The organism is Shewanella sp. S1-58-MNA-CIBAN-0166 (assembly GCF_040310085.1).
GTDB lineage: Bacteria > Pseudomonadota > Gammaproteobacteria > Enterobacterales > Shewanellaceae > Shewanella.
Window position 1 is genome coordinate 1 of record NZ_JBEOPN010000133.1, and the last position, 275, is coordinate 275.

Annotated in this window: 1 pseudogene; it reads right to left on the minus strand. The window is 40.7% G+C overall.

The features are described from left to right. Nucleotides 1-275: pseudogene (locus AAEY99_RS21405) on the minus strand (dimethyl sulfoxide reductase subunit A); the annotation flags it as partial.

Below are 275 nucleotides of genomic sequence, written 5' to 3' on the forward strand. Positions count from 1 at the left end.
CTTTCTGAGCTTCTTCATAAGTATCTGGCATATCAACATCGGTATTCATCGCCTTAGTTTGTTGATAAAGCTTTTCACACCATTGTTGGCCGTTAAGCCCTTCAGTGTATTCAGCGCCATTACCCATCGCATTTGCAATACCAGCACAAATCTCATACATAGATTGTGATTCGCCTAGCGGTTTTAATGAGGTACTCATAAAGGTTGCATAGGCCATTTGACCAGATGCATATGAATCGTTGGCATAATCGACTGATTCTAACCATGTACTATCT